We start from the raw sequence: 26,388 nt of genomic DNA on the forward strand, positions 1-26,388 counted from the left end.
TCAGAGGTCGAGCACGGTCAGCCGGACGTGCAGCACGTCGCCGACGTCGGCCTCGTTGGCGGTGCGGACGGCCTTCTTCACCGGGAGCGCGTACCCGGAGTCGCCGGGGAAGATCGACGTGCGCCAGACGGTGGGCCCGATCTCCGCCTCGACGCGCAGCGAGCCGAACCCGCGGGTGGCCGGACCGGCGACGTCAAGGATCTCGTCGGAGATCTCCGCTGGGACGCTGACGAACGTCCACGTCTGCGTGCGGGCGGACCACTGCCACAGCGGGGCGTCGAACTCAAAGGTCACGCGCTCAGCCTAGGGACGGGCACCGACGGCGGCCGCAAGCTCCGTGCGAGAGCGCACCCCGAGCTTCAGGTAGACGTTGCGCAGGTGGTACTCGATCGTCTTCGGGCTGAGGAACAGGGCGGCGGCGGCCTCGCGCGTCGTCCGTCCGCCGCCGAGCATCCGGGCGACCTGCAGCTCTTGCGGGGTGAGGTGGTCGAGGCCCGTGGTGCTGCGTCGCTGGGCGGTCTCGCCAGTCGCGCGCAGCTCGAGGGCGGCCCGGTCGGCCCACGGCGCCGCACCCAGCGCCTCGAACGTGGTGAACGCCGCGCGCAGGGGGGCCCGGGCGTCGACCCGCCGCTTGAGCCGCCTCAGACGGGCGCCGTAGGCCAGCTGCGTCCGCGCCGTCTCGAAGGTGTCCGGCGTGTGCTGGTGGTAGGCGAGCGCGACCGCGAAGCACACGTCGACGTCGTCGTCGGGGCAGGTCAGCCCCGCGGCTCGTGCCGCCCGCGCGAGCGACCACGGCTGTCCCTTGACCTCGGCGTGTCGGGTCAGGTCGGCCGCGATGGCGGAGGCCTCGTCGACCTGGCCGAGCTGCACGAGCGCCTCCACCATCTCCGGCGCGGGGGACAGGTCGACGTCGTGCAGGCCCAGCTCGGCCAGGTGCGCGTCGAGCTCACGCAACCGCTCCAGGGCGCTCTCGGTGCGGCCCAGCCCGAGGTCGAGCTCCGCGAGCGCGGTCATGGCCCAGGCCTGGAAGAAGCCGAGGTGGTGCGCGCGCGTGATCTGGAGGGCCTCGGTCGCGTGCGCGACGCACGCGTCGGCGGCTCCCTGCCGGGCCTCGAGCCAGGCGAGCCCCGCGAGGCAGGCCGCGAGGTCGGTGGCGTGCCCCGCCTCGCGCGCCAGCCCGACCCCCTCGGTGTAGCCGGCGACGGCGTCGTCCCAGCGGTCGTCGGTGGTGGCCTGGTCGCGCGAGACATAGAACAGCAGGAGCGGCAGGCCCCCGATGTCCGCGCGGCTGCGGGTGTGGGCGACGACCGCGGGGATGACGTCGCGGCCGACCGCGCTCTCGCGCAGGAACAGGGGACCGAAGACGAGCCACGGTGCGAGCTGCGGGTCCTCGAGGAAGGCGTCGGCCTCGGCCATGGCCGCACGCAGCAGGTCGGGCCCGCCGCGACCCGCGAGGACCCCGGCGACGGCGACCGCCATCGTGCCCACCCAGCGGGCGCGTCCGGTGCGYGGCTCGAGCCGTTCGATCAGGGCGGCGGCGCGCGCGCCCGTGGCGGTGTCCCCGGCGAACAAGCTGGCTTCCACCCCGTCCGCCAGCAGCAGGACGGCCGCGTCCGGGTCCTCGTCGGCGACCTGCGATCCGGCGGCGACGAGCACGTCCCGCGCGCGCTCGACCGACCCCGTCCGCAGCGCGACGGCGCCGTCGAGCGCGGCGGCCCGGATCCGCAGGTCGGACGTCTGCGGCAGATCGGCGGCCCGGCCCAGCAGGTCGGTCGCCGAGTCGGGCGCGCCCGCGCGCCAGGCGCTCTCCGCGGCAGACACCAGCCGCCCGACGCGCTCGGCCGGGTCGGGTGTCAGGCCGGCGGCGCGCTCGAACCCCGCAGCCGCGACCGCGTGGGCTCCCCGCGCCCGCGCACGGGTCGCGGCCTGGTCGAGCACCGCGGCGACCGAGGCGTCGGGGCTGGCGGTCGCCTCCCCCAGGTGCCACGCCCGCCGGTCCACGTCGTCGTACGGGACCGCCTGCGCGAGCGCCGCGTGGACCGCGCGCCGGGTCGCGGGCGACGCCTCGGCGTAGATGCCCGAACGGACGAGGTCGTGCCGGAACGTCACGTGGGACGGGCCGACGGTGAGCAGCTGCGCCCGCTCGGCCTCGTCGAGGTCGGCGACACTGACGGCGAGCAGCGCGCACGCCCGCTCGACGACGGCGAGGTCGCCGCCGGCCGCCGCGGCGACGATCACCGCCGTCCGCGACGTCGCGGAGAGCGCGTCCGCGCGGCGCGCGAACGTCCGGGCGAGCGAGGCGGGCACCGGCACCGGGGCGCCGGGGGGCAGGGCGTCGACGCCGTCGTCTGAGAGCTCGAGCAGCGCGAGCGGGTTGCCGCCCGTCGACGCGAGCAGCCGCACCCGGGCGTCGTCGGACAGCCTGCTGCCCAGCGACCCCGCGAGCTGTGCGGCGTCCGCCGCATCGAGACCCGCCACGGGGAGCATCGGCAGCCCGGCAGAGCCGACCACCGACGGGGCCTCGTCGCGGACGGCCAGGAGGATCACCACGGGGTCGGCGGTGAGCCGGCGGGCGGCGAAGCACAGGGCCTGCGCCGACGGCGGGTCCAGCAGGTGCGCGTCGTCGACGAGCACCGCCACGGGCCTGTCCTCGGCCGCCCGGCTCAGCAGGCTGAGCACCGCGGCGCCCACCGCGAACCGCTCGCCGCCGGAGCCGGGCGTCAGGGCGAGGGCCGAGCCGAGCGCCTCGGCCTGGGGTGCGGGGATGGCGTCGAGGTGCTGGAGGACGGGCCGCAGAAGCTGCAGGAGGCCGCCGAACGGCACCTCGCGCTCGGCGTCGATCCCGTCGGCGCGCAGCACGCGCATCCCGGCGTCGGCGACCGCGGTCGCGGCGTCCTCGAGCAGCGCGCTCTTGCCGATCCCGGCCTCGCCGGTGAGCACGAGCGTGCCGCTCTCGCCCACGCGCGCGGCAGCCACCAGGGTCGCGATGACCTGGCGCTCGCGCTCGCGGCCGACCAGCACCTTCCGAGTCTAGGGAGCGGACCAGGGGGGTCCCCTGATTCGACGGAGGCACCGGCTCCGCGAGTGTCGAACACGACAAACCCGACACACCGAGGAGCTGCATCACCATGACCGAGACACCCGTCCAGGCCCTGCCCCAGCGGACCATCGACCCCGACAAGCTCATGTCGTTCGTGTTCCGCGCGGTCGACGAGGTCGGCGCGACCCTGAACACGGCGCTCGTCGTGATGGGCGACAAGCTGGGCTACTACACGGCGATGGCGGACGGCCGGCCGATCACGCCGGCGGAGCTGGCGGAGCAGACCGGCACCTACGAGCCGTACGCCCGCGAGTGGCTGAACAACCAGGCGGCCGGCGGCTACGTCGACTACGACGCCGAGGCCCGCCGCTACACACTGCCCGCCGAGCACGCCGTCGCGCTGGCCGACCCGACCAGTCCCGCCTACCTGGCGGGTTTCTTCCAGCTCGCGCTCGGCACCGTCCGGGACGCTCCCGACATCTACTCGGCCGCTCGTGACGGTGACGGGCTCGGGTGGCACGCGCACAACGGCGACGTGCACCACGGGTGCGAGCGGTTCTTCCGGACGATGTACAACGGCCACCTGCTCACCGAGTGGATCCCGGCGCTCGAGGGCGTCTCGGCCAAGCTCGAGGCGGGCGGCAAGGTGGCCGACGTCGGCTGCGGGCACGGCGCGTCGACGATCCTGCTGGCCAAGGCGTTCCCGAACGCCACGTTCGTCGGGTCCGACTACCACGCCGGGTCGATCGAGGTGGCGCGCGAGCGTGCCAAGGCGGCGGGCGTCGAGGACCGCGTGACGTTCGAGGTCGCCTCGGCCACCGCCTTCACGGGCACGGGCTACGACCTGATCGCGATGTTCGACTGCCTGCACGACATGGGTGACCCCGTCGGTGCCGCGCGGCACGTGCGCAGCGCGATCGCCGACGACGGCACGTGGATGGTCGTCGAGCCGATGGCGGGCGACCACGTCGAGGACAACCTCAACACCGTCGGCCGCGCGTACTACGGCTTCTCGACGCTGCTGTGCACGCCCGCGTCGCTGAGCCAGGACGTCGGCCTCGCGCTGGGCACACAGGCAGGCCCGGCCAAGATCCGCGACGTCTCGACCGCCGCCGGTTTCCGCGCGTTCCGGACCGCGGCGACCACCCCGTTCAACAACGTGTTCGAGGTCCGACCGTGACGACGGACGTCCATGAGGCGGACACTGCTCGGGTGAGCGATCACCCGAGCAGGTCCGCTGTCCCCGACGCGGCGGGACTGGCGCTGCGCGACGGGGTCGAGCTGGCCTACGAGGTGTACGAGAACCCGGGCAGGCCGACCGTGATGCTCGTCCCGACGTGGTCGATCGTCCCGTCGCGGTTCTGGAAAGCGCAGATCGGCTTTCTGGCCCGGCACTATCGCGTGATCACCTTCGACGGCCGCGGCAGCGGTGCCTCCAGCCGTCCGGCCGGCGCGGCCGCCTACACGGACGGCGAGTACGCCGACGACGTCGTCGCGGTGCTCGACGCCACCGGCACCGAGTCCGCGGTGATGGTCACCGAGTCGTGCGGGGCGTCCTACGTGGTGCACGTCGCCGCGAAGCACCCGTCGCGGGTCGAAGGCATGTTCGCGATCGGGCCCTCGTGCGGCCTCGACGTCGCGACCCCGGGCCGCGACCACGTCCCGTTCGACGAGCCGGTCGACAGCACCGAGGGCTGGGCGAAGTACAACAAGCACTACTGGCTCGGCGACGGCTACGACGACTTCGTCGACTTCTTCTTCGCGAAGATGTTCTCCGAGCCGCACTCGACCAAGCAGATCGAGGACTGCATCGGCTGGGCGCACGAGATCAGCCCGCAGACGCTCGTCGACACGACCGCCGGCCGGATCGGCTGCGAGGGCGCGGTGTGCGAGCCGATCGCCCCGCTCGCGCGGCGGGTGCGGTGCCCGGTCGTCGTGCTGCACGGCACCGAGGACCGCATCCGGCCGCAGGCGTTCGGCGAGATGCTGGCCGAGCTGACCGGCGGCGACCTGGTGCTGCTCGAGCACGCCGGTCACGGCCCGTCCGCGCGCGACCCGGTGAAGGTCAACCACCTGATCGCGCAGTTCGTCGACACGATCCACCCCCGTCCGACGAAGCCGCGGTGGACCCGCGCGTCGACGCGGTCGAAGCGGGCGCTCTACCTCTCGTCGCCCATCGGCCTGGGCCATGCCCAGCGCGACGTCGCGATCGCGGCCGAGCTGCGCCTGCAGCAACCCGACCTGCAGATCGACTGGCTCGCGCAGCACCCGGTGACGCGCGTGCTCGGCCAGCACGGCGAGCGGGTGCACCCCGCGTCCGCGTGGCTGCGCAACGAGTCCGGGCACATCGAGCACGAGTCCGGCGAGCACGACCTGCACGCGTTCCAGACGATCCGCCGGATGGACGAGATCCTCGTGCACAACTTCATGGTGTTCGACGAGGTCGTCGCGGACGGCGACTACGACCTGGTGATCGGCGACGAGGCCTGGGACGTCGACTACTTCCTGCACGAGAACCCCGAGCTCAAGCGTTTCTCGTTCGCGTGGATGACGGACTTCGTCGGCTGGCTCCCGATGCCCGACGGCGGACCCCGGGAGGCGGCGCTGACCGCCGACTACAACGCGGAGATGATCGAGCAGCGGGCGCGGTTCGCGCGCGTGCGGGACCGGTCGGTGTTCGTCGGCGACCCCGACGACATCGTCGAGGACGACTTCGGCCCGGGGCTGCCCAACATCCGCACCTGGACCGAGGAGAACTTCGACTTCGCCGGCTACGTCACCGGCTTCGACCCGGCCGCGCTGCAGGACACGCAGCGCGTGCGCGAGTCGCTGGGCGTCGCGCCGGGGGAGAAGCTCTGCCTGGTCACGGTCGGAGGCTCCGGCGTCGGGACGTCGCTCCTGCGGCGGGTCATGGACGTCGTCCCGCTGGTCCGTCGGCTCGCGCCGGAGGTGCGGTTCGCGTTCGTCACGGGCCCGCGGATCGACCCGGCGTCGTTGCCGGCGTACGAGGGCTCCACCGTGCTCGGCTACGTCCCGGACCTGTTCCGGCACCTGGCGGCGTGCGACGTGGCCGTGGTGCAGGGCGGTCTGACGACCACGATGGAGCTGACCGCTCTGAACAAGCCGTTCGTGTACGTCCCGCTGCGGCACCACTTCGAGCAGAACCTCCACGTGCGGGCGCGCCTCGACCGCTACGAGGCGGGTCGGCACCTGCCCTACGAGGAGGCGCTGGACCAAGACGCGCTCGCGGAGGCGATCGTCAAGGAGGTCGGCCGCGACGTTCGCTACCGCCCGGTCGCGACGGACGGCGCGGCCCGCGCGGCCGCGATGCTGGCGGATCTGCTCTAGGCCGCGCGCAGCCAGGACCTGTCGGTCCCTGCTCGCGCGGCGACGGCCGCTTGCCCCTACGGTCGTGAGCGCGGCGAGGGGCGCCGCGGGAGGGCAGGGGCCGCATGGATGTCACCGAGCTGCTGGTCGAGTCGCACGGACGGGTCGGCGGCGTGCTGCACCGCGCCGTGGGCGGGCTGGACGTGGTCCAGCTGACGTGGCGGGCCGGCCCGCAGGCGAACACGATCGCGTGGCTGGCCTGGCACGCTGCCCGCGGGGAGGACGCGCAGATCGCCGACGTCACGGGGACCGACCAGGTGTGGTCGCAGTGGGCCGACCGGTTCGCGCTCCCGTTCGGCGACGAGGAGACGGGGTACGGGCAGAGCAGCACCGAGGTCGGCCAGGTCGAGGCGAGCGCGGAGCTGCTGCTCGGCTACTACGACGCGACCGCGGCGCGCACGGCCGCGTACCTGCGGACCCTGTCCGACGCCGCGCTCGACCGGGTGGTGGACGTCCGGTGGGATCCGCCCGTGACGCTCGGGGTCCGGCTCGTGAGCATCATCGGCGACAGCCTCCAGCACGCGGGGCAGGCGTCCTTCGTGCGGGGGCTGTTGGAGCGCGCGACGTAGGCTCGCCCGTATGCGCTGCGCCTACTTCGATGCCGAGGTCTGCCGCTCGTGCACGTGGATGGGCCGGCCGTACGACGACCAGCTGGCGGCGAAGCAGGAGCACGTCGAGTCCCTGCTGGGCACCGACCTGCAGTGGCTGTCTCCGTTCCCGAGCGCCGAGTCCGGGTACCGGAACAAGGCGAAGATGGTGGTCACCGGGACTGCCGACGAGCCCACGCTCGGCATCCTCGACGCGGCCGGCCACGGCGTGGACCTGCAGTCGTGCGGGCTCTACCCCGACTCGCTGCAGGCCGTGTTCCCGGTGCTCGCGGCGTTCGTCGCGCACGCGAACCTCACGCCGTACGACATCGCGGCACGCACCGGCGAGCTGAAGAACCTGCTGGTCACGCAGTCGCCGGACGGCGAGCTCATGGTCCGGTTCGTGCTGCGCTCGCAGGAGCCCGTGGCGCGGATCCGCAAGCACCTGCCCGCGCTCCTCGACGCCCTGCCGGCGCTACGGGTCGCGTCGGTGAACCTGCTGCCCGACCACAAGGCGGTGCTCGAGGGGGAGCGGGAGATCCTGCTGACGCCGCACGAGACCCTGCGGATGCGCGTCAACGACATCGACCTGCACCTGCGCCCGCAGAGCTTCTTCCAGACGAACACCGACGTCGCCGCGGCCCTGTACCGGCAGGCGACGTCCTGGATCGGCTCCGTGGGGCCGACCTCCGTCTGGGACCTGTACTGCGGGGTCGGCGGGTTCGCGCTGCACGTGGCCGGCGGCGACCGGGACGTCGTCGGGATCGAGACGAGCGTCGAGGCCGTCGCGAGCGCCCGCCTCTCGGCGGCGGACCTCCGACTGGACCGGGTGCGGTTCGAGGCCGATGACGCCACCGCGTTCGCCGTCACGCACGAGGCGCCCGAGCTGGTGGTCGTGAACCCGCCGCGCCGCGGCATCGGGGCGCAGCTCGCGGCCTACCTCGAGGCGTCGTCGGCGTCCCACGTCGTCTACTCCAGCTGTAACGCGGAGTCGCTGGCCCGGGACCTGGCGGCGATGCCGTCGCTGCTGCCGGTGCGCGGGCAGCTGCTCGACATGTTCCCGCAGACCACGCACTACGAGGTCCTGACCCTGCTGGAACGGGTCTAGCGGGCGCCGAGCAGCGCGAGGACCTCGGCGGTCGTCCCGGTCTCGCCGAGGCGCGGGAAGATCCGGCCGACGCTGTTGTCGTGCGCGTCCGCGTTCATGTCCGTCATGGCGTCGACGGCGAGCGTGACGTTGTAGCCCCGCTCGTGGGCACCGCGAGCGGTCGACTCGACGCCGATGCTCGTCGAGATGCCGGCGAGGACGACCTGGGTGACGCCGAGGTCGCGCAGGCCCCCGTCCAGGGAGGTCCCGTGGAACGCGCCCCACGTGCGCTTGGTGACCGTGAGGTCGGACGGCTGCAGGCCCAGCTCGGGCACGAGGTCGGCCCAGTCGGCGGGTCGGTCGCCGCCGCGGGGAGGGGCCTGGGTGCGACCCGGTGCGCCGCCCGTGACGTTGACGAGCGCGACCGGGAGGCCGCGCCGGCGGAACGCGTCGGCGAGGGCGGCGGCGTTCCGGACGACGTCGGCCGACGGGTGTGCCGTCGGCTGGCCGACGATCCCCTTCTGCAGGTCGATGACGACCAGGGCGGTGACGGGGTCGAGCGCGGTGAGGCTCATGCGGTCTCCAGGGTGGTGCGTGACAGGGAACGGTCGAGCACGGTGACGACGAGCAGGACGAGGGCGCAGCCGACCATCACCCAGGTCAGGTGGTGCAGGCCGGCGGTGGTGGCGCCGTGGCTGAACGAGGCGGCCAGGACGGCGGACGCCGCCATCGCGCCGAGGTAGGTGAACGTGCGCAGCAGCCCCGCCGACGAGCCCATGCGGGCGGGCTCGGCCTGCCGGTAGAGCGCGTTCTGGTTGGCCAGCCCGTTCAGGCCCTGCGAGACGCCGATGAGCATCGCGACGCCGACGAGCACCCACAGCGCGGTGCTGGCGTGCACCTCGAGCAGCGCGACCGTCCCGGCGACCAGCGCGATCCCGCCGACGACGAGCTTCCCGCGCAGCTGCGGGCGTCGTCCGGAGATCGCCGACGCGCACAGCGCCGCGGCCGACATCGGCAGGAGCAGCAGTCCGGCCGACGAGGCGCTCAGCCCACGCCCGGCCTCGAGCCACTGCACGTACCCGTACATGAACGCGTACGTGACGGTCGACTGCAGGATCTGGCGCAGGTAGGTGGCCAGCAGCGGCACGTTCCCGCCCAGGATCCGCAGGTCGAGGAAGGGTGCCCGCTGTCCCAGCTCGCGCACGACGAGCGCGATCGCGGCGACGACGGCGACGACCGGGAGGTACCACTCGTCCGCGGCCGGCTCCGTCAGGAAGAGCATGAGCGTGGTGAGCATCGTCGCGAACAGGACCATGCCCGGGACGTCGAGGCCGCGGGTCTCGGTGGTGGGCACGGTGCGCGGCAGGCGACGCGAGCCCAGGACCAGGCAGGCGATCGCGAGGGGGATGTTGACCGTGAAGATCGTCCGCCAGCCGCCGACTCCGATGAGCAGGCCGCCCAGGGTGGGCCCGATGATCGCGACGGTCTGGTTGGCGACGGCCAGCGCGGTCAGGACGAACGCCGGGCTCTTCACGCCCGTGCGCTCCTGCTCGCTGCGCAGCAGATACATCGCGGCGGGGTAGGCGGCGCAGGTGCCGAAGCCCAGCAGGACCCGCGCGCCGACGAGGAGACCGAGGCTCGGGGCGATCGCGCCGAGCACGCCCGCGACGCCGACCAGCCCCGTGCCCAGAAGGTAGAGCCGGCGCGGTCCGAACAGCTCCACGAGCCGGCCGACCACCGGCTGACCGACCGCGGTGGCCAGGTACAGCGCGCTGACCAGCCAGATCGTCTGGGCCGGGGGAGCGCCGAACGCGATCCCGATGGGGATCAACGAGACGGCGATCATCGAGGAGTTGATCGGGTTGAGCACAGACCCGAGGACGAGCGGTGCGGTCAGGCGGCGGTCGAACCCGACGGCCTGGGTGCGTTCGACGGTCGCGGTCACGGTTCCGCGAGCCGGTCGAGCAGGGCGAGCGCGGCCATGAGCGTGTGCCGCTCGTCGTCGGAGAACCGATCCTCGATGGCACGGGCGAGCCACTCCTGACGGGCCTGCCGGTCGCCGGACAGCCGTTCCACGCCCGCGTCGCTCAACATGATCAGATGGCGGCGGCCGTCGTTCGGGTCGGGGTGCCGCTCGATCAGCCCGAGCTCGTCGAGCGCGGCCAGCTGGGCGGCCACCGACTGGGGCCGGACGCGTTCGGCCGCGGCGAGGTCGCTGGCGGACGCCGCGCCGTCGCGGTCGAGGCGGCTCAGTAGCGACGTCTGCGACGGGGTCAGGTCGCCGGTCGCGCTCACCTCGCGCAGCTGCCGACGCAGCCGGCCGACGACGACCCGCAGCTCGTGTGCCGCGCGGACGGAGTCGTCGCTCATGCCTCCGACGGTAACTCCGGCAGTGCAAACTGTCCAGTTGAAACTGTCGATCTCGCGCCGCGCAGCCGATCGCGCCTGCCGTGCGGTAGGAATGCGCATGGCCGTCGACCCTGTCCTCGTCGTCGGTGGTGGCCCCGCGGGGCTGGCCGCCGCCGCCGCGCTGCACCGCCGTGGCATCCCCGCCCTCGTGCTCGAGAGGTCCGACGCCGTCGGCGCCTCCTGGCGGCGGCACTACGAGCGTCTCCACCTGCACACCACGCGGAACCTGTCGCACCTGGGTGGGTTGCGGATCCCGCGGCGGTTCGGCCGGTGGGTGGCGCGCGACGACGTGGTCGCCTACCTCGAGCAGTACGTCGAGCACCACCACCTGCGCGTGCAGACGGGGGTCGAGGTCACGCGCATCTCGCAGGGCGACGACGGTCGGTGGCTGCTCGAGACGAGCCACGGGGTGATGAGCGGCCGCGAGGTGGTCGTCGCGACGGGGATCAACCACACCCCGGTCCCGCCGCGCTGGCCGGGCACGTTCGACGGCGAGGTCGTCTACGCCGCGGAGTACCGGAACGCGGCGCCGTACGTCGGCCGGGACGTGCTCGTCGTGGGCGTCGGGAACACGGGCGCCGAGATCGCCGTCGACCTCACCGAGGGCGGCGCGTCGCGCGTCCGGCTCGCCGTGCGGACCCCGCCGCACATCGTCCGGCGCTCCAACTTCGGCTGGCCCGCGCAGGGCACCGGGATCGTCGTGCGCCGGATGCCGGTGCGGATGGTCGACGCCGTCGCCGCGCTGATCGCGCGCGTCGAGGTGCCCGACCTGTCGTCGTACGGTCTGCCCCGGCCGACCACCGGCCTGTACACGCGCGTGATCGAGGGGGCGCTGCCGCTGCAGGACGTCGGGCTCATCGCGGCCGTGCAGGCGGGGACCGTCGAGCCGGTGCCGACCGTGACGGCGTTCGACGGCCCGGCCGTCGTGCTCGCCGACGGGAGCCGTATCGAGCCGGAGATCGTGCTCCTGGCCACCGGGTACCGCCCGGGCCTGGACGCGGTGGTCGGTGACCTGGGCGTGCTCGACGACCACGGCGTGCCGGCGCGGACCCTGCCCGGGCTCTACTTCGCGGGGTTCACGCACCCGATCAGCGGCATGCTCCGCGAGCTGCGCCTGGACGCCCGCCGGATCGCCCGCGCCGTCTCGCGGCGGCGCTCGGGCTGAGGACCTCACGGACGACGCGCGACCCGGAACGTCACGTGCGTGGCCGCATCCGTCGCGACGACGCCCGTGCGCACGAGCTCGGTCTGCTCGTCGCCGGTGTCGTCCAGGAGCCGCACACCGCGGTGCAGCAGGACCGGGACCACGTTGAGCTCCAGCTCGTCGACCAGCCCCGCGGCCAGGTACTGCTGCTGGACGCTCGCGCCGCCCATGACCAGCACGTCCCGGTCTCCGGCGGCCGCACGCGCCTGGTCGAGTGCGCTGCCGATGCCGTCGGTGACGAACGTGAAGACGTCGCTGCGCATGGGTCGCGGCTCGTGCGGGCGGCTCGTCACGACGAACGTCGGCACGGGGAACGGCACGTCACCCCAGAGGTCCACGCCGATGTCGTAGGTGAGACGGCCCACGATCACGGCGCCGGTGCGAGCGAACTGCGTCGCCGCGACCTCGGCGTCATGCCCCGTCGGCGTCGCCCCGTCGGCCGGGACGTCACGGTCGGCATCCGGCTCGGGGAACAGCCAGCGGTGCAGGCGCTCGCCGCCGACGCCCAGGGGGTGCTCGGTGGAGGTGTCCGGCCCGGCGCTGAAGCCGTCGAGCGACACCGACGCGCTCACTCTCACGATTCCCATGCCTCACCGTAGGACGCGGCTGGACCCCCGGTAAGGACCACGTCTGTGCCCGTCGAGTGGTCCAGCTCGCCTGGATCTCGGCTCGGGAACGTGCGCACGTCGGTCCTCCCGGATGCGATCGCGCAGGTGGCGGGGCCTACTCGGGTGAGCGCAACGACCGGCGAAGGGCGACCACGACCACCAGCGGCCACAACGCCTGCGCCCCGGCGAGCGCGCGCTCGGTGAGCCCGATCGCATCGCCGCCGCGCGCCAGCTCGGCACCGAACGTGGCCAGCAGACCGACCAGCGCGGCCGACGCGGTAATCGAGACGGCCGGTCGTAGGACGCCCGGTCCGCGTCGGGCCGCCAGGGCAGGCCACAGGGCGAGCGCGCCGAAGCCGACCGTCGCGGCGATCCCGTGCGCCCGGGGTGCGACGTCGGACGGCAGGAGCGCCACGGCGAGCGTCGCTGCTCCGCCGAGGGCGAGCAGCGCGCGGCCCGCGCGGGGGACCGGTCCCAGCCCGGCCGCCGTGACCAGGTGCGCGACGCCGGTCAGGGCCAGCCCGGCGGTCATCACCCAGGCGTCGGTGGCGGTCGTCGCGGCCAGCGCGCTGATCGTCTCGGTGGTCGGGTCGAAAGACGGCTGACGGGCGGCGGCCAGCGTCCAGCCGCCGATCATCCCGACGGGGGCGGCGATCGCGGACGCGAGCGCCCAGCCGGGGACGGTGCGCATGGGTCTCATCTCGTGCTGGTGCGGGACATCCGGACGACACTGGGTTCGTGGCCGACGGTACGCACGGATGGGTCGTCGACGACTTCGACGCACCCGACCTCGACCGCGGGCTGTGGTTCCCGCACTACCTGCCCGCGTGGAGCTCCCGTGCGCAGACGGCCGCCACGTACGCGATCCGGGACTCGTGCCTGCACCTGTCGATCCCGCCGTCGCAGGGCCCGTGGTGCGCCGAGGACCACCGACCGCCCACCCGCGTCTCGGGTCTGCAGACGGGCAACCGCTCCGGTCCGGTGGGCAGCACCGACGGTCAGCAGCCGTACCGTCCCGGGCTCGTCGTGCGTGAGCAGCAGGAGCCGTTCGACGGCTGGACGCCGTCGGGCGGCCGCGTCGAGATGCGGGCGCGGGCCATGATCACGCCGCGATCGATGGTCGCGCTGTGGATGGTCGGCCTCGAGGACCGCCCCGAGCGGTGCGCGGAGATCTGCGTGATGGAGGTGTTCGGCGACGCGGTCGTCGCGGGGTCGTCGGCGGCCGTGGGGATGGGTCTGCACGCGTTCCGCGACCCCGACGTGTCCGAGGACTTCGCCGCACCGCGGGTACCCGTCGACGTCGCGGACTTCCACACGTACGCGGTCGAGTGGTCGGCCGACGAGGCGTCGTTCTTCGTCGACGAGACGCTCGTGCGGTCGTGTCCGCGGCCGCCGACGTACCCGGTGCAGCTGATGCTCGCGGTGTTCGACTTCCCCGACCGCTCGGTCGGGGGTGACGACGACGCGGTCCCGGAGCTCGTCGTGGACCGGATCGCCGCAGGTCCGCGTCGACCCAGACTTGTTTGAAATCGGGCTCGGATACTTGAAGTACGGCCAGTCAAGCTCTGAACGTGGCTACGGACGACGCGTGCTTGGTGCGGTCTCGGTAGTGGTCGCTGCCCAGCTGGCCAGCATTCGGATGGCGTCTTCGTCGGGCGAGCCCGCCGGGCTGGTGAAGGTGATGAGAGTCAATCCGGGGTCGGCGGGCAGGTCGAGGACCTCGAAATCGAGGTGGAGCTCGCCGACGACGGGGTGGCGGACGTGCTTGCGTCCGACGCGGTGTAGGCGGACATCGTGCGCGGCCCAGCGGGTGCGGAACGGTGGGCTCTGGGTGCTGAGCTCGCCGACCAGGTCAGTCAGCGCCCGGTCGTAGGGGTCCCGCCCGGCTTCGGTGCGCAGCTGGGAGACAGAGTCGTCGGCGGCGCGTTCCCAGTCGATCCAGAAGTCGCGGGCGCGGTCGTCAAGGAAGGTGAACCGGGCGTGGTTAGCGGGGCTGCCGACCGGGTGGGGTGTGGCGTACACCGGTGAGAACAGGGAGCGGCCGAGGGTGTTGGCGGCGACCAGGTCGAGGCGGCGGTTGTTCACGATGACCGGGACGGCGTCGCCGATGAGGTCGAGCAGGCGCTGCACCCCGGGGCGGATCTGACCGGGCGCCGGCTTGCGGCGCTGCCGGGTCGCCGGACCAGCGGCGCGGGCGAGGTCGGCCAGGTGGGTGCGTTCGGCTTCGTCGAGCTGCAGGGCGCGTCCCAGGGAGTCCAGGACGCTGTCGGAGACCCCGGCCAGGTTGCCGCGTTCGATCTGGGCGTAGTACTCGACGCTGACCCCGGCCAGGTCGGCGACCTCGCCGCGCTTGAGACCGGGCACCCGCCGGTTGCTGGCGAACGCGCTCAGGCCGGCTTCCTCTGGGGTGAGCCGGGCTCGACGGGTGCGCAGGAAGTCCTTGATCTCGTCGCGGTTGTCCACTTCGTCACCGTACGACCGGCCGGTCGGCCCTGGGGTGGGCTGTCGGTACACCTTCCAGCAGTGACTTCTTCGCCTCTCTCGTGGCGGGTTGCATGGCTCGTACCGCTCGGCCTGAACCTCACGACTTGGAGTCACCTTCATGAAGACCGCACACCTGGCAGGCCTCGAGGTCTCCCGCATTGGGCTGGGCGCCATGACGATGGCCGGCACGTACACCAGCGAAGGCGCCCTGGACGACACCGAGTCGATCCGCACGATCCACCGCGCGCTGGACCTGGGCGTCACCCACATCGACACCGCCGAGATCTACGGACCGTTCCACAGCGAAGAGGTCGTCGGGACGGCTGTCCGGGGCCGACGCGACGAGGTCGTCATCGCGACCAAGTTCGGGCTCGTCCAGCACACGAGCGGCGAGCCGGTCCCCGGCGTGACCGACAGCAGTCCTGCCAACGTGCGGGCCGCCGTCGAGGGCTCCCTGCGCCGGTTGGGCACCGACCACATCGACCTGTACTACCAGCACCGCGTCGACCCGGCCACGCCCATCGAAGACACCGTCTCGGCGCTGGCCGAGCTCGTCACCGAGGGCAAGATCCGATACATCGGCCTGTCCGAGGCAGGTGCGGACACCATCCGCCGCGCGCACGCCGTGCACCCGCTCACCGCTCTGCAGACCGAGTACTCGCTGTGGACACGGGACGTCGAGGCGGAGATCCTGCCGCTGTTGCGTGAGCTCGGCATCGGGTTCGTGCCCTACTCCCCGCTTGGCCACGGCCTGCTCACCGGGCAGATCCGCACCGTGGCCGACTTCGCCGACGACGACTGGCGCAAGACCAACCCCCGCTTCACCGGCGAGAACTTCGCGCGCAACCTCGCGATCGTCGACGAGGTGCGGGCCATCGGCGCCGAGAACGGCGCCACGCCCGCACAGACCGCGCTGGCCTGGCTGCTGAGCCGCGGCGAGGACATCGCCCCGATCCCCGGCAGCCGCCGCGTGTCCCGCGTTGAAGAGAACACCGCCGCCGACGCCATCGAGCTGACCCCGGCACAGCTGCACCGCCTCGACAACCTCGAGCCCGCCGCCGGTGAGCGGCACGACGAGGCCAACATGGCCTCGATCGATCACTGACCTCGAACACCACAGGAGGGCACCGTGACGCACTGGACCGCCGATCAGCTCGCCGTCATCGAGCAGAACCAGGACCTGTTCGTCTCCCCGTTCCGCCCCGACGGCCACACCCACGGCACCCCCACCCAGACCTGGGCTCTCGTCGTGGACGGCGACGTCTACGTCCGCGCCGCGAACGGTCCGCAATCACGCTGGTATCGGGCCGCGATCGCCCAGCGGGCCGGTCGGGTGCGCGTCGGCGGCCAGGACTTCGACGTCACGTTCGAGTCGGCGACCGAGGCCGACCAAGCCGCAATCGATTCCGCCTACGAGGCCAAGTACCCGGGCAGCTCCGCCGTGCCGATCATGCAGGGATCCGGACCCAGGTCGGCGACCGTGCGAATCTCGCCACGCTGATCGCGTGCACGGCCGAGGTTGCCGCCAAGACGCGGTACCAGCCGCGGCGTACCTTGCCCGCGAGACGAGAAGAACCGCCAGCCAGTCAAAGTACGACGCTCAGCGGCGGTCAACCTGTGTGCATCTCGACACCAGCGCGTCCTGACGCGGGTGCGGGGCAGGCACCGCTGACCGGGGGCGGGATGTGGCCGCCCCCGGTCGTCGGTCCTACAGGCCCGGGTTCGCGTTGTGGACGAGCTCGAGCGCCATCTCCGGGAACCAGTCACCCGCTGCCGGGTCGGCGTAGCCGCGGACGGGGTCGATCCCGCCGTCCGGTGCCCACCGGGTGCACTGGCCGTCGGACTCGCCCGGGATCTTGACCCACAGGTAGGCGTCCACGTACGGGTTGCCGGTGCTCAGGGTGGGCTTCAGGCCGAGCCCACGGCCCGGCGGGTTGCACCAGACCTGCGGGTCACCGGCGGGGCTGCCGGCCGGCGCGGTCCACGGGCCCTGGCCGTTGCGGCTGGTGTCGATCACCGCGTGCGCCAGGACGTCCGGCCCGGCCGGCGGGTTGGCGGCGTTGGTCACGTTGTCGAGGTACCACTGGTCGGTGAGGCCCCACGTGCTGAAGTCGCTCGACGTGGCGGGGTAGTACTGGCTCCCGCAGTAGTCGAAGTGGCCGACGCGCCAGCCGCCCTCAGCGGTGTTGGTGCCGTACCAGAGGCACTGCGAGATCCAGGACGCGTACTTCGCCTGACGCTCGCTCGTCTCGTAGTTGGACACGTTCAGGAAGAACCCGTCGGCCTTCTCGACGCCGGCCTTGTGCAGGCGGTCGGCGATGTCGCCGGTGCCCAGCCAGCCGCTGTGGGTGCCGTCGAGGTAGAGGGACGTGTTCGGCAGCGCTGTGATCCGGTCGACCGCGCCGTTGACCTGGGCGAACCGGTCGGAGGCCGCCGTCGCCGGGTCGAGCTCGGCGGGCTGGCACCACTCGTGGTCCCCGTTGATCGTCGTGTACCAGGGGATGATGCCCAGGCCGTCGGGCTCGAGCAGGACGATCGCCTGTCCGGTGCCGATGCCCGCCGCGAACGCGTCGATCCACGCCAGGTAGCTCGCCGTGTCGGCCGCCCCACCCGCCGAGTACTGCGCGCAGTCGCGGAACGGCAGGTTGTAGGCGACGAGTACCGGGATCGTGTGCGTCAGCTTCGCCTGGAGCATCGTCTTCTGGACCGATTTCTTGACCTCGGCCGGCGTGCCCTTGGTGAACCAGACGGCCTGCGGAGTCGTCGCCATCTTGGTGAGCGCCAGGGCGTCGGACCACTGGTGCGTCTTGGCCAGTTGGGCGATCTGCTGGACCGCGCCCTTGTCCGGCGGCGGGGTGAACAGGCGGGTCGCGGGCGCGGGGTGGTGGTTGTCGTGGGCGGCCGCCGGGGCGGCGACGCCGAGTGAGAGCGCTACCACGGCGACGGCCGTCAGCACTCTCGAGCGCGTGGGAACCAGGGGATGGGGCACGGAAGTCTCCTACGTCGTTGTCGGATGACCGTTCTCGTGACGGGCAGGGGAGCGCTCCCACTGCCACCTCCAGAGCATGCCGTCACTCACCCGCCGCCGCAAGGTGTACCGGTAAGGAAAGAACGGCCGCACGCGGCGTCGCGTGCGACTCGCCCGCAACGCTTCCTCGGTCGTCGGCTCAGGAAGGGCCGCATGCGGCCTCGCGTGCGGCTCGCCACCGACGCGTCCTCGGCGCTCGTCGGCTCAAGAAAGGCCGCACGCAGCGTCGCGTGCGGCCTTTCCAGCCCGGTTCGTCGGCCCCGTGCCGGCCTCAGAACACCCGGTTGGCGATCTCCGCGGGCGCGAGCAGCAGCTGCTTGATCTCGTCGTCGAGCTGGACCAGGGTCAGCGACGCACCGGCCATGTCGAGCGACGTGCAGTACTCGCCCACGTAGCTGCGACCGACCGTGATGCCCTGGGCGGCGAGCTTCTCGTGCGCGGCGCCGTAGAGCAGGTAGAGCTCGCTGATGGGCGTCCCACCGAGGCCGTTGATCATGAGCGCGACCTCGTCGCCGCTGTTGTACGGCAGGTCCGGCACGACCGCGCCGAGCAGCTCGTCGACGATCTCGTCGGCACTCACGAGCTTGGCGCGACGACGACCGGGCTCGCCGTGGATCCCGACGCCGATCTCCATCTCGTCGTCGCCGAGCTCGAACAACGGGGAGCCCTTGGCGGGCGGCGTGCACGCGGTCAGGGCGATGCCCATGGTTCGCGTCACGGAGTTGACCTTCTCGCCGATGCGCACCAGCTCGTCGAGCGACGCCCCGGCCTCGGCCGCCGCACCGACGGCCTTCATGACGAAGAAGTTGCCGGCCACACCGCGGCGGCCCACGGTCCAGGTGGAGTCCTTGACGGCCACGTCGTCGTTGATGAACAGCGTCTTGACGTTCAGGCCCTCGGCCTCGGCCAGCTCGGCCGCCATCTCGAACGCCATCTTGTCGCCCGTGTAGTTGTTCACCAGCAGCAGGACGCCCTTGTCGGACGCGAGCAGCTTGGCGGTCTCGAGCACGTACTCCATGGGCGGCGCCGCGAACACGTCACCGGGACAGGCGCCGTCGAGCATCCCCTTGCCCACGACCATGACGTGCGCGGGCTCGTGGCCGGAGCCCGATCCCTGGATGATCGAGACCTTGTCGTGGCTGGGGGCGTCGGCCCGCATGATCAGGTTGTACTCGGGGACGTAGCGCAGGGTGTCGGGGTTGGCCAGTGCGATCCCCTTGAGCATCTCCGGGACGAAGTTCTTGGGGTCGTTCACGAACTTCTTCATCAGTACTGCCTCCACACATCGTCGTGTCGGACTGTCTCTTGTCGCCGCGTCGCCCCCGGAGCGCGGACGTCTGTGTCACCAGGTCGCGGCAACCTTCTCCGCGAGAACGGCCACAGCGATCGCGCCCGGGTCCACCGAGCCGATGCTGCGTTCGCCGGTGTAGGAGGCACGGCCGCGACGGGCCTGCATGGTCACGGTCGCCTCGGCGGCCTCGCGGGCGGTCTCGGCAGCGCGCTTCGCGATGTCCTCCGGGTCCGCGCCGAGGTTCGCCTCGATCGTGTCGGTCATGGGTGCGAGCGCGTCGAGCAGCGTCTTCTCGCCGAGGTCCGCACCCCCGCGCGCCTTGATGCCCTCGATGGCGGCACGCAGCATCGCGACGACGTCCTCGCCGGAGGCGTCGGGCTTGCCCTTGACCACGGCGGCCGCGCGCAGGAACGCCGTCCCCCAGATGGGGCCGGACGTGCCGCCGATCCGCCCGGTCATGACGATGGCGACCTTCTGCAGGAACGTGCCGACGTCGGTGCGGTCGAACGAGTCCCACTGGGCGATCACGTTCTCGAACCCGCGGGCCAGCGAGAACCCGAAGTCGCCGTCGCCCACCACCGAGTCCAGGTCCCCGAAGTATTTCTCGTTCTCGACGCAGGTGTCGGCGATCGTGCGGACGACGAGCTCGACGCGGGGGACGTCAGGGGACACGGGACTGCTCGCTCTCGTTGAGGAGTTGCTCGAGGTGGCTGAGGTGGACCTCGCCGACGGGTCGCAGGTCGCGGGGGTCGGACAGGACGGTCGCGGGGTCGTCGGGCAGGTCGCCCAGCGATGTGACCACGAGGGACGCACCCGTGAAGTCCTCGTCGGCGGTGTAGCTGCTCACCGTGACGACCGTGTGCAGGCCCGCGCCGAGTGCCGCCTGCAGGCCGTTCGCGCTGTCCTCGACGACGACCGCGTCCTGCGGACCGAGCCCCAGCTCGCGCATGGCCAGCAGGTAGATGTCAGGCGCGGGCTTCTTGGCGGGCACCACGTCTCCGGCGAACACCGCGAAGTCCCGCGCACGCTCCACCCCGACCGCGTGCTCGAGGACCGCGCGCACGGACGCCTCGGCACTCGTCGACGCGACCGCCAGCCGCCAGCCGCGCGCCGCGGCCTCCTCGACGATCCGCGCGATCCCCGGGCGGGCGGGCATGACACCGGCCGCGACCATCGCCGTGTAGTGCGCGGTCTTGGTCTTGTGCCAGGCGGCGACGAGCTCCTTCTGCTCCTGCGGGTCGGTGGGCAGCCCCGCGGTCTCGACGAACACCGGCGTGAACACCGTCGCGAGCCGCTCCTTGCCGCCGCCGATCGCCAGCAGGTGCCCGTACTCCTCCTGCGACCAGTGGATCGGCACGCCGGCGTCCGCGAACGTCAGGTTGAACGCCGGCAGGTGTCCGTCACGCTCCGTGTCGGCCAGCACGCCGTCGCAGTCGAAGATCAGGGCCGGCGTCATGCGCGTCCCGCCGAGCCGAACTCGTCGATGCACTCGGCGATGGCCGAGGTCACCGCGTCGGAGATGTCGCGGAACATGCTCGGCGGGTCCCACTTGCTCTTCTCGCGCGCGCCGGCGAGGTGCGTCTCGGCGGAGCGCATGTAGGCGACCTTCACGGCGGTCGAGATGTTGATCTTGGAGACGCCGGCGTCGATGAACGTCTGGAAGTCCTCCCGCGACAGGCCGGTCCCGCCGTGCAGGACGATCGGCCGGTCGGTCAGGGACGCCAGCTCCCGGACCCGGTCGGGCCGCAGGACGGGCTTGGCCTTGTACTCGCCGTGGGCTGTGCCGAGCTGCGGCGCGAGCAGGTCGACGCCCGTCCGGCCCGCGACGGCGGCCAGCGTCCCGATGTCGTAGGCGTGCAGCGCGACGTCGGAGCCCACGCCGTCCTCGACGCCGACGATGTTCTCGATCTCGGACTCCACGTCGACGCCGTTCGCGTGCGCCTCCGCCACGACCTCGGCGGTCTCCCGCTCGGCGTCCTCCAGCGAGCGGTCCGACGCGTCGAAGAGCACCGACGACCAGCCGGCCCGCACGACGTCGCTGATCACCGCGCGGTCGGGGCAGTGGTCCAKGTGCAGCGCGATCGGGACGTCGGTGTTGCTCGCAGCCGACCGGAACATCGTCGTCATGAGGTCCGTGCCGATGGAGCGGACGGTCTTCACGGACACCTGGACGATCAGGGGGGACCGTGCGGCCACCGCCGCCGCGACCACGGCGCGCAGGCTCAGGTCGTCGAGGACGTTGACCGCCGGTACCGCGTAGCCGCGCGCTCGGGCGTCGAGTGTCATCGTCAGCGTCGACGCGATCATGCCCAGCCTCCGACCGATGTGTCCGATCCTTCGGCAGTCTAGACAGGTCTACTCATGCACGACCAGCGGAGGGTGATCCGTGAAAGTCTGTGCCTCATGACCAACGTGCTGGAGCGCGACTCCGCCACCCCGCTGTACGTCCAGCTCGAGCAGATCCTGCACGAGCGGATCGTCAGCGGTCAGTGGGCGCCGGGGCAGCGGATCCCGTCGGAGAACGAGCTCAACAAGATGTTCGGGCTCAGCCGGATGACGGTGCGCGGCGTCCTGACCAAGCTGGTCGGCGACGGGCTCCTGGTGCGCGTCCCCGGCAAGGGCACGTACGTGGCGACGCCCAAGATCAGCACCGTGTCACCGGCCTACCGCGGCGTGCGCGAGCAGCTGGAGTCGCAGGGCTACGAGACTTCGACCCGGCTCATCTCGCTCACCCTCGAGACCCCGTCGTCGGGTGTCCGGGAGCGGCTCGCTCTCGCCGACGACGAGGAGACGTACGTCGTGGTCCGCGTGCGGTCGGTCGGCGGCGAGCCCATCTCCCTGCACCGCTCCTACGTCCCGGCCCGCCTCGCGCCCGGGCTCGACGGCCACGACGTCGTCGCCAACCAGCTCTGCGTCGTGCTCGAGGAGCACTACGGACTGCCCATGAGGCGTGTGCACGAGGACCTCGAGGCTGTCGCCGTCACGATCGCCGAGGCCCGTCACCTGGGCATGCGTCGCGGGGAGCCCGCCCTGCAGCTGCAGGACGTGATCTTCGACGCCCTCTCGCGTCCGTTCGAGTACAGCTCGATCGTGTTCCGCGGCGACCGCATGCGGCTGCGCTTCGACTACGACCGCTGACCGGGCTGCGGTCCTCGGCTACTTGAGCAGCCCGCCACCCACCCACTCCCGGATCGCGGCGACGTCGCCGTTGCTCAGCTCCATGCGCGCGCCGCGGCACAGTCCCACCACGTTGTCCGCCCACGCGCCGGCAAGGTCGGCGGCGGTGGTCTTGGACGTCAGCTCCTGGCCCCCGTAGAGGGTGCCGGAGATGACGAAGTTGACGGTCGACCTCCCGACGGCCGCGCCGGCCTCCTGGCACGCCTTGCGCACCCGCCGTGACGTCTCGGCGCGGTCGAACGGGTGCGACGCCAGGTCGGCGGCGAGCGCGGTCAGCAGCACCCGGTAGTTCGACCGGCTCAGGCCGGGGGTGTCGGTGACGGCGGTGACCTGGCGCTGCAGGGCGCTCGGGTCGGTGTCGGGCTCGGCGACCGCGCCCGGCAGGTCGGCCTCGCCGAACCGCTTCGGGTCCCAGACGTAGCCCGGAGGACGCGGCGACGAGGCGACCTCGGGCACGTTGCGGGCGAGCCACTGCAGGAACCCGCCGGCGCCTCCCCAGCTGGACCCGCTCAGGGTGGGGTCGGCCTTCTGGGCGGCGCCCGCGACGGCCCCGAGCGTGACGGGTCGGTCCGCGGTCCGGACCCGCTGCAGGATCGCCCTGCGGGCGGCCTCGCTCGCGACCGCCTCCGTCGCGATCGCCTCGGCACCGACGGCCGGCGCAGCGGCGGCCGGCTCCTTCTCGGCCTGCTCGACCTTGCCCGTCTGCTTCGCGCGGCCTCTCGTCGGTGCCGGGGTCCGCGGTGCCTCCACGTTGAGCGTCGACGCCGTGCTGGTGACGAGCTCGGCGAGGTCGTCGGCGGTGATGACGTGGTCGGCGACCGCGCGGTACGCGGCGGCGGCGGGGCTCGCGGTCATGATCGTGACGCGGCGGTCGGCGGCCCGGCAGCGCAGCGCCAGGGGAGTGAAGTCGGCGTCGGCGGAGACGATGACGAACTCCTCGTAGCGCGTGGGGGCGGCGAGCGCGTCCACGGCGTCCAGGACCAGGTTGATGTCGGCGCTGCTCTTGCCCTGCTGGGTCAGCGACGGGCAGTCGACCACCTGGAACCCGGCGCGCGTGAAGTTGGGCCGGAACTGCGCGAAGCGCGACGGGTTGAGGTAGCAGGCGCGGATGAGGAACTTGCGCGTGAAGTCGCCCTCCGAGTCGGTCCCGTTCTCCAGCTCGCTGAGCCAGTGCGCCGGGTCCGTCGCGAACGCCTCGGCGGCGACCGGGTCCAGCCGCTGCAGGCCGATGTAGACGTTGTCGAAGTCGACGAACAGGGCGGTCCGGAAGCGGCGGCCGGTCTCGGGGCGGTCGGCGGAGGTCACGCTCGATGTGCTCACCCGTCGCATCATCCTCGGTCGAGGCCCCGGACGGCGCCTCGACCCACAGCCACCCCGCGTGACATGCCCCTCGTTCGTCGTCGCGACGAGGCCCGTCCTGACCCGCGCGACGAGTCGTTGGCCGCCCGTTCGCCGTGCTGAGTACCGCTCGCCACTCGTCGAGCCCGTTCGTCCCCCGACGAGCCGTTCGCCACCCGTCGGAGCGCACGATCGCCCGCTCCGGCGTCCGTGACCGCGCCGATCTGGCGGCGTGAGTGACGGAAGTGACGCGTGGGACTGGTGAGGTACCTCAGGCGCCCCACCGGTCCCACGCGTCCCAAGCGGCGCCAGGTCCGCACTGGGGGGCCAGCGAGCGCCGAAGGCCCCATTGGGCTGCGGGTCGGCCCGCGGGGGGCCGGTGCTGGCGAGCAGCGGGCGGGCAGCGCTCAGGCGTCAGCCGGCGGCCGGGACGCGACGAACTCGTCGACCCCCGCCTTGGTGACGCCCAGCGACGAGAGCGGACCGTCCCCGTTCTCCACCTCGAGCAGCGCCAGCAGCACGTGCTCGGTGCCCACGTGCTCGGCGCCGAGCCGGACCGCCTCGCGGAAGGTCAGCTCGAGCGCCTTCTTGGCGGTCGCGTCGTAGGGGATCAGTGCCGGCACCTCGGCGACGGCGGGCGGCAGCGTGACGGCCGCACGGACGGCCTGCGGGGTCACGGCCGCGGCGTCCAGCGCGCCGGCGCCGAGGTCGGTGGGCTCGGCGAGCAGCCCCAGCACCAGGTGCGCCGCGGTCGTCTGGTCGTTGCCGGCGGCACGCGCCTCCTCCTGCGCCGCGACGACGACGTTCCCGGCGGCCGCGGTGAACCGCGCGAACCCCTGCTGGGCGTCGAGGTCGGGCTCCTTGGCGACGAACCGCTTCTGGGCGGCCTGCTTGGTGACGCCCATGCTGGAGCCGATCTCGGTCCAGGACGCCCCGGACCGGCGGGCCTGGTCGACGAAATGGCCGATGAGGTGGTCGGCGATCCCGTCGAGGTGCTGCGCGGTCAGCACGGCGGTCTGCAGCCGCGCGAGGACGTCGTCCTCGTGGGTGGTGATCGCGTCGATCAGGTCGTCGAGACGGACGGTGCTGGGAAGGCGTGTGGTCGTCATGCGTCAACCGTAGGTTGACGATCCAGAGTCGTCAACCCCGAGTTGACGCCTACCCCGACGTGCGCTGGGTGCCGCCGACCGCGTGGCTGGCGGCACCCGATCTCGACCGACGGCTCATCACACGAGTGCTGCGTCGCCGACGCAGACCGCCCGCCGGATCGCCGCGCAGAGCTCGTGACCGTCGGGAGCCGTCGACCACTGCGCGACGGGATGTCCGTCGGGCCGCACGAGGACCGCGCCGGACGTCCCGAGGTGCAACGCCTCGGCGGCCGCCGGGTCGAGCTGGTGCTGACGTACCTGCACGCCGCCGGAGCCGTCGGGCCAGGGCTCGCCGGCGGCCGCCGTCAGGAGCGTGAGCCCGTCGCCGAGCAGATCGAGGGTCGAGGTGCACCCGTCCGCCAGCCAGTGGTGCCGGATCCGGTGTACGACGTCGTCCAGGTAGTCCTGGGAGACGTCCCGGTGCGCCGACTCGACGGCGGAGCGGTACATGTTGCGCAGCCCGACCGGCCGCCGCTCGTCCTCATAGGTGTCGAGCAGCGCCTCGTCGGCCCATCCCCGCAGGGTCCAGGCGAGCTTCCAGCCGAGGTCGTAGCCGTCCTGGATCGCGGTGTTCATGCCCGTCGCGCCGCGCGGGGTGGTGCGGTGCGCCGCATCACCGACAACGAAGACGCGACCCGCGCGGTAGTGGTCGACGATCTGCGCCGTGAACGTGAAGTCGCCGCTCCAGATGATCTCGGGGTCGAGGTCAGGGGCGCCGGCGCCCGCGCGGATCAGCTCGACGAGCCGCTCGCGGGGGTAGTCGGTGAGCGATTCCCGGGTGGGGTCCCACGTCATGGAGAACACCCAGCGGTCCCGGTTGTCGGTCGGCAGGAACACCCACGGCGGACCCTGCCGCTCGATCATGTAGAGCCCGTGCCGACGCTCGCCGACGACGTCGGCGACCGGCCCGCGGAACAGGACCGCGAGGTAGGCGCCCAGGGTGCCGGGACCGGTCATGGTGAGCCCGACGCACTGGCGGACGCCGCTGTGCGCCCCATCGGCGCCGATGACGTACTGCGACCGCACGGTGGTCGTGGTGCCGTCCTCTCGTAGCGCCACGGTCACGCCGCCGTCGTCCTGGGTGAGGCCGACGAGCTCCGTGCCGAGCCGAACCTCGACGCCTTCGAGCGTGCACAGATGGCGCAGGAGCACGGGTTCGAGGTGGTCCTGCGGGGCGATGACGGGCGTCGTCGGGCTGATCGCGGCTGCGAGCTCGGGCGACGGGAACCCCATGGACGTGGCCGTCCCGTCGGGCGATGCCAGGGTCCGACCGATCCAGCCGGTCGTGCTCACGTCGATCGCGCCCTCGCGGACGGCGTCCTCGAGGCCCCAGGCCCGCAGGAGCTCCATCGTGCGGAGGTTGATCCCGGTGGCGCGCGGGAAGTCGGACAGCTCCGTGCGGCGCTCGACGACGAGCGTGCGGACGCCGTGCCGGGCGAGCGTAATGGCGGCGGTCAGGCCCGCGGGGCCCGCCCCGACGACGATCACGGTGGGGGAGGTGCTGGTGGTCATGGTGGTTCGCTTCCTGGTTCGAGTTTCATCGGACATACTGTCTTTCACGAGACAGAGTGTCTTTTGTCGGACTCCGTGTCAAGTGAAA

25 protein-coding genes are annotated in these 26,388 nt (G+C 72.4%); 9 read left to right on the forward strand and 16 right to left on the reverse strand.

All coding sequences use genetic code 11. The features are described 5' to 3' along the window. Entirely contained in the window at positions 1-294 is a 294-nt protein-coding gene (locus AC1DZC_RS12585; RefSeq protein WP_477038798.1) for a DUF1905 domain-containing protein, read from the reverse strand. 9 nt (positions 295-303) lie between these two features. Next, positions 304-3,021 carry an ATP-binding protein gene (locus AC1DZC_RS12590; RefSeq protein ID WP_477043510.1) on the reverse strand — a complete coding sequence of 906 codons (2,718 nt, stop codon included), beginning with the start codon at positions 3,019-3,021 and terminating at the stop codon, positions 304-306. Between the two features lie 107 nt (positions 3,022-3,128). Between AC1DZC_RS12590 and AC1DZC_RS12595 the strand changes: the two genes are divergently transcribed. The 4 genes from AC1DZC_RS12595 to rlmC all read left to right on the forward strand — a co-directional run bounded on the left by AC1DZC_RS12595 (position 3,129) and on the right by rlmC (position 8,122). After that, the gene (locus AC1DZC_RS12595) at positions 3,129-4,220 is read left to right on the forward strand and encodes a class I SAM-dependent methyltransferase (protein ID WP_477043511.1); all 1,092 of its coding nucleotides are present in this window, start codon (positions 3,129-3,131) and stop codon (positions 4,218-4,220) included. Between the two features lie 32 nt (positions 4,221-4,252). Next, on the forward strand, positions 4,253-6,388 hold the full coding sequence (locus AC1DZC_RS12600) for an alpha/beta fold hydrolase (RefSeq protein WP_477043512.1): 2,136 nt from the start codon (positions 4,253-4,255) through the stop codon (positions 6,386-6,388). Between the two features lie 104 nt (positions 6,389-6,492). After that, positions 6,493-6,996 (forward strand): mycothiol transferase, encoded by a 504-nt coding sequence (locus AC1DZC_RS12605; RefSeq protein ID WP_477038802.1) that lies wholly within the window; start codon positions 6,493-6,495, stop codon positions 6,994-6,996. 10 nt (positions 6,997-7,006) lie between these two features. Continuing rightward, positions 7,007-8,122 carry a 23S rRNA (uracil(747)-C(5))-methyltransferase RlmC gene (gene rlmC, locus AC1DZC_RS12610; protein WP_477043513.1) on the forward strand — a complete coding sequence of 372 codons (1,116 nt, stop codon included), beginning with the start codon at positions 7,007-7,009 and terminating at the stop codon, positions 8,120-8,122. Here the strand turns inward: rlmC and AC1DZC_RS12615 are convergent. The 3 genes from AC1DZC_RS12615 to AC1DZC_RS12625 are packed head-to-tail and all read right to left on the reverse strand — an operon-like array spanning position 8,119 to position 10,471. After that, entirely contained in the window at positions 8,119-8,676 is a 558-nt protein-coding gene (locus tag AC1DZC_RS12615) for an isochorismatase family protein (protein WP_477043514.1), read from the reverse strand. The two genes, rlmC and AC1DZC_RS12615, sit on opposite strands and share 4 nt — an antisense overlap. Next, positions 8,673-10,046, reverse strand: a complete 1,374-nt coding sequence (locus tag AC1DZC_RS12620) for an MFS transporter (protein ID WP_477043515.1) — start codon at positions 10,044-10,046, stop codon at positions 8,673-8,675. The genes AC1DZC_RS12615 and AC1DZC_RS12620 overlap by 4 nt, the downstream gene beginning before the upstream one ends. Then, a complete protein-coding gene (locus tag AC1DZC_RS12625; RefSeq protein WP_477043516.1) occupies positions 10,043-10,471 on the reverse strand; it encodes a MarR family winged helix-turn-helix transcriptional regulator in 429 nt (142 codons plus the stop codon). The genes AC1DZC_RS12620 and AC1DZC_RS12625 overlap by 4 nt, the downstream gene beginning before the upstream one ends. A 97-nt stretch (positions 10,472-10,568) precedes the next feature. Between AC1DZC_RS12625 and AC1DZC_RS12630 the strand changes: the two genes are divergently transcribed. Continuing rightward, a complete protein-coding gene (locus AC1DZC_RS12630; RefSeq protein WP_477043517.1) occupies positions 10,569-11,675 on the forward strand; it encodes a flavin-containing monooxygenase in 1,107 nt (368 codons plus the stop codon). A gap of 5 nt (positions 11,676-11,680) precedes the next feature. Here the strand turns inward: AC1DZC_RS12630 and AC1DZC_RS12635 are convergent, their stop codons facing one another. Beyond that, positions 11,681-12,301, reverse strand: a complete 621-nt coding sequence (locus AC1DZC_RS12635; protein WP_477043518.1) for a dihydrofolate reductase family protein — start codon at positions 12,299-12,301, stop codon at positions 11,681-11,683. Positions 12,302-12,437: 136 nt separating this feature from the next. Beyond that, a complete protein-coding gene (locus tag AC1DZC_RS12640; RefSeq protein ID WP_477038809.1) occupies positions 12,438-13,013 on the reverse strand; it encodes a DUF998 domain-containing protein in 576 nt (191 codons plus the stop codon). Between the two features lie 47 nt (positions 13,014-13,060). Between AC1DZC_RS12640 and AC1DZC_RS12645 the strand changes: the two genes are divergently transcribed. Then, positions 13,061-13,849 carry a glycoside hydrolase family 16 protein gene (locus AC1DZC_RS12645; RefSeq protein WP_477043519.1) on the forward strand — a complete coding sequence of 263 codons (789 nt, stop codon included), beginning with the start codon at positions 13,061-13,063 and terminating at the stop codon, positions 13,847-13,849. 48 nt (positions 13,850-13,897) lie between these two features. Here AC1DZC_RS12645 and AC1DZC_RS12650 read toward each other — a convergent pair whose 3' ends face one another. Beyond that, positions 13,898-14,785 (reverse strand): helix-turn-helix transcriptional regulator, encoded by an 888-nt coding sequence (locus AC1DZC_RS12650; protein WP_477043520.1) that lies wholly within the window; start codon positions 14,783-14,785, stop codon positions 13,898-13,900. A gap of 139 nt (positions 14,786-14,924) precedes the next feature. On the opposite strand from AC1DZC_RS12650, the gene AC1DZC_RS12655 reads away from it, so the two are divergent. Beyond that, positions 14,925-15,911 carry an aldo/keto reductase gene (locus tag AC1DZC_RS12655; protein WP_477043521.1) on the forward strand — a complete coding sequence of 329 codons (987 nt, stop codon included), beginning with the start codon at positions 14,925-14,927 and terminating at the stop codon, positions 15,909-15,911. Positions 15,912-15,935: 24 nt separating this feature from the next. Then, positions 15,936-16,307, forward strand: a complete 372-nt coding sequence (locus AC1DZC_RS12660; RefSeq protein ID WP_477043522.1) for a DUF2255 family protein — start codon at positions 15,936-15,938, stop codon at positions 16,305-16,307. 207 nt (positions 16,308-16,514) lie between these two features. Here AC1DZC_RS12660 and AC1DZC_RS12665 read toward each other — a convergent pair whose 3' ends face one another. The 5 genes from AC1DZC_RS12665 to AC1DZC_RS12685 all read right to left on the reverse strand — a co-directional run bounded on the left by AC1DZC_RS12665 (position 16,515) and on the right by AC1DZC_RS12685 (position 21,432). Beyond that, positions 16,515-17,795, reverse strand: a complete 1,281-nt coding sequence (locus AC1DZC_RS12665; RefSeq protein WP_477043523.1) for a glycoside hydrolase family 6 protein — start codon at positions 17,793-17,795, stop codon at positions 16,515-16,517. A gap of 310 nt (positions 17,796-18,105) precedes the next feature. Next, on the reverse strand, positions 18,106-19,101 hold the full coding sequence (gene dhaK / locus AC1DZC_RS12670) for a dihydroxyacetone kinase subunit DhaK (RefSeq protein ID WP_477038812.1): 996 nt from the start codon (positions 19,099-19,101) through the stop codon (positions 18,106-18,108). Between the two features lie 75 nt (positions 19,102-19,176). Then, entirely contained in the window at positions 19,177-19,797 is a 621-nt protein-coding gene (dhaL, locus tag AC1DZC_RS12675; RefSeq protein WP_477043524.1) for a dihydroxyacetone kinase subunit DhaL, read from the reverse strand. Continuing rightward, entirely contained in the window at positions 19,787-20,581 is a 795-nt protein-coding gene (locus tag AC1DZC_RS12680) for an HAD-IA family hydrolase (protein WP_477043525.1), read from the reverse strand. The genes dhaL and AC1DZC_RS12680 overlap by 11 nt, the downstream gene beginning before the upstream one ends. Next, positions 20,578-21,432, reverse strand: a complete 855-nt coding sequence (locus AC1DZC_RS12685; RefSeq protein WP_477043526.1) for a class II fructose-bisphosphate aldolase — start codon at positions 21,430-21,432, stop codon at positions 20,578-20,580. Before AC1DZC_RS12685 ends, AC1DZC_RS12680 begins: the two co-directional genes overlap by 4 nt. A 96-nt stretch (positions 21,433-21,528) precedes the next feature. On the opposite strand from AC1DZC_RS12685, the gene AC1DZC_RS12690 reads away from it, so the two are divergent. After that, positions 21,529-22,263, forward strand: a complete 735-nt coding sequence (locus AC1DZC_RS12690) for a GntR family transcriptional regulator (protein WP_477043527.1) — start codon at positions 21,529-21,531, stop codon at positions 22,261-22,263. Positions 22,264-22,281: 18 nt separating this feature from the next. Here the strand turns inward: AC1DZC_RS12690 and AC1DZC_RS12695 are convergent, their stop codons facing one another. The 3 genes from AC1DZC_RS12695 to AC1DZC_RS12705 form a co-directional block, all read right to left on the reverse strand. Beyond that, the gene (locus AC1DZC_RS12695) at positions 22,282-23,622 is read right to left on the reverse strand and encodes an NYN domain-containing protein (RefSeq protein WP_477038817.1); all 1,341 of its coding nucleotides are present in this window, start codon (positions 23,620-23,622) and stop codon (positions 22,282-22,284) included. Positions 23,623-24,047: 425 nt separating this feature from the next. Beyond that, a complete protein-coding gene (locus tag AC1DZC_RS12700; protein WP_477043528.1) occupies positions 24,048-24,749 on the reverse strand; it encodes a Clp protease N-terminal domain-containing protein in 702 nt (233 codons plus the stop codon). Between the two features lie 117 nt (positions 24,750-24,866). Beyond that, a complete protein-coding gene (locus AC1DZC_RS12705) occupies positions 24,867-26,300 on the reverse strand; it encodes an FAD-dependent monooxygenase (protein ID WP_477043529.1) in 1,434 nt (477 codons plus the stop codon). Positions 26,301-26,388 lie beyond the last annotated feature (88 nt).

This window comes from Cellulomonas sp. P2_B4 (assembly GCF_056404795.1).

What these genes read in the sequence shown, in the direction of transcription:
- AC1DZC_RS12595 (WP_477043511.1), top strand. Translation starts at nt 3,129, where the DNA reads ATGACCGAGACACCCGTCCAGGCCCTGCCCCAGCGGACCATCGACCCC.
- AC1DZC_RS12605 (WP_477038802.1), top strand. Translation starts at nt 6,493, where the DNA reads ATGGATGTCACCGAGCTGCTGGTCGAGTCGCACGGACGGGTCGGCGGC.
- rlmC (WP_477043513.1), top strand. Translation starts at nt 7,007, where the DNA reads ATGCGCTGCGCCTACTTCGATGCCGAGGTCTGCCGCTCGTGCACGTGG.
- AC1DZC_RS12615 (WP_477043514.1), bottom strand. Translation starts at nt 8,676, where the DNA reads ATGAGCCTCACCGCGCTCGACCCCGTCACCGCCCTGGTCGTCATCGAC.
- AC1DZC_RS12625 (WP_477043516.1), bottom strand. Translation starts at nt 10,471, where the DNA reads ATGAGCGACGACTCCGTCCGCGCGGCACACGAGCTGCGGGTCGTCGTC.
- AC1DZC_RS12630 (WP_477043517.1), top strand. Translation starts at nt 10,569, where the DNA reads ATGGCCGTCGACCCTGTCCTCGTCGTCGGTGGTGGCCCCGCGGGGCTG.
- AC1DZC_RS12635 (WP_477043518.1), bottom strand. Translation starts at nt 12,301, where the DNA reads ATGGGAATCGTGAGAGTGAGCGCGTCGGTGTCGCTCGACGGCTTCAGC.
- AC1DZC_RS12640 (WP_477038809.1), bottom strand. Translation starts at nt 13,013, where the DNA reads ATGCGCACCGTCCCCGGCTGGGCGCTCGCGTCCGCGATCGCCGCCCCC.
- AC1DZC_RS12655 (WP_477043521.1), top strand. Translation starts at nt 14,925, where the DNA reads ATGAAGACCGCACACCTGGCAGGCCTCGAGGTCTCCCGCATTGGGCTG.
- dhaK (WP_477038812.1), bottom strand. Translation starts at nt 19,101, where the DNA reads ATGAAGAAGTTCGTGAACGACCCCAAGAACTTCGTCCCGGAGATGCTC.
- AC1DZC_RS12680 (WP_477043525.1), bottom strand. Translation starts at nt 20,581, where the DNA reads ATGACGCCGGCCCTGATCTTCGACTGCGACGGCGTGCTGGCCGACACG.
- AC1DZC_RS12690 (WP_477043527.1), top strand. Translation starts at nt 21,529, where the DNA reads ATGACCAACGTGCTGGAGCGCGACTCCGCCACCCCGCTGTACGTCCAG.
- AC1DZC_RS12700 (WP_477043528.1), bottom strand. Translation starts at nt 24,749, where the DNA reads ATGACGACCACACGCCTTCCCAGCACCGTCCGTCTCGACGACCTGATC.
- AC1DZC_RS12705 (WP_477043529.1), bottom strand. Translation starts at nt 26,300, where the DNA reads ATGACCACCAGCACCTCCCCCACCGTGATCGTCGTCGGGGCGGGCCCC.